This window comes from Phocaeicola fibrisolvens (genome assembly GCF_025567125.1).
GTDB lineage: Bacteria > Bacteroidota > Bacteroidia > Bacteroidales > Bacteroidaceae > Phocaeicola > Phocaeicola fibrisolvens.
In genome coordinates this window covers 1-1422 of sequence record NZ_JAOQJI010000102.1, presented here as the reverse complement: position 1 = coordinate 1422, position 1422 = coordinate 1, and the positions used below count along the sequence as shown (strand labels likewise).

At 44.3% G+C, this 1422-nt stretch carries 1 pseudogene; it reads left to right on the top strand.

Features of this window, described 5'->3' with window-relative positions:
- Positions 1-169: 169 nt before the first annotated feature.
- Positions 170-1339, top strand: a pseudogene (locus OCV81_RS17670) (site-specific integrase); the annotation flags it as partial.
- Positions 1340-1422: the final 83 nt, after the last annotated feature.

Here is a 1422-nt window from a genome sequence, read left to right as displayed (position 1 = left end):
TACGGTTCGGAGGCAGGCTGTCGGAAACCTACCACCGTAAGGTGGCATGGCGCCGACAGCCGAGCCTACAGGTGACAGACAATAAGATAGATACAGATACGAAAGCATTGGATAAAATAATTGTTGAGCGGTTTTCTGTAGTTATTTGATAATGGCAAAAAATAGGATTATGAAAAGAAATACTGACAATATGGAAATCAAACGTCGCAGTACATTTGCGATACTGTTTTATATAAACCGCACCAAAGTCCGTAAGGATGGAACGTGCCAGTTGCTGTGCAAGATAAGCATAGATGCCAAATGGGAACAGATAGGAACGAAAGTATCCGTCAATCCGGCCATCTGGAATCCTGAAAAAGGACGGGCTGACGGCCGCAGTGAGAATGCCATTACCGTCAACCGGGCTATTGATGATCTGACCAAAGAAATCAAGGAGCATTACAGGCGGATTAAGAACAGTCTGGGATTTATTACGGCAGAGCAGGTAAAGAATGCCGTGATGGGAGTCGGTCAGAAACCGTTAACTCTGCTGGCTCTTTTCAGAGAGCATAACGAGGAGTTTAAGAAACGTATCGGAATAGACCGGATAAAAGAAACTTATGACTCTTACCAGCGTTCATATAAGCATCTTTCGGCTTTCATCGAGGAAAAACGTGGCGTAGAGGATGTTCTTTTACGGAACCTTAACCGTGTTTTTTATGATGACTTTGAACTTTTTCTCAGGACGGACAGGAATTTAAGCCCGAAGAGCGTGCATGAACATCTTTATAGGCTGAAGAAGATGACCATGCGGGCTGTCAGCCAGGGAACAATCCGCCGTGATCCGTATTGTCGCCTTCATCCTGAACTGCCCAAACGGAAAAGTCGTCATCTGAAGCTGGAAGACCTGAAGACACTGCTTACAACACCTGTCGAGAAGCCACAGCTTCAGTTTGTAAGGGATATGTTCATCTTCTCCACTTTTACCGGACTTGCCTATACGGATTTGAAAAAACTGAGGGTAAATGATATTACCCAATCTGAAGACGGTTCATGGTGGATTCATATCCACCGCCAGAAAACAGGAACACTGTCTTCTGTCCGATTGCTGGATATTCCGTTGAAGATAATAGAGAAATATCGGGAACAGAGAAAGGATGACAAGGTCTTCAATCTGTATAGTCGTACGTATTTCATTATGCTCGCCCACCAGTTGGGTGAAGTTTACGGATTTGAACTTACATTTCATAAGGCACGACACAATTTCGGAACCCATATAACCCTTTCATTGGGTGTTCCAATCGAGACAGTCGGCAAAATGATGGGGCACATGCGTATTGAGACCACGCAGCTTTATGCCAGTGCGCCCAGATTGGTCGCTTGATAAATACTTCTGTAGTAAGAAGTTAGGATTGGGTTCAATATAATCCTATCGTCAATCAG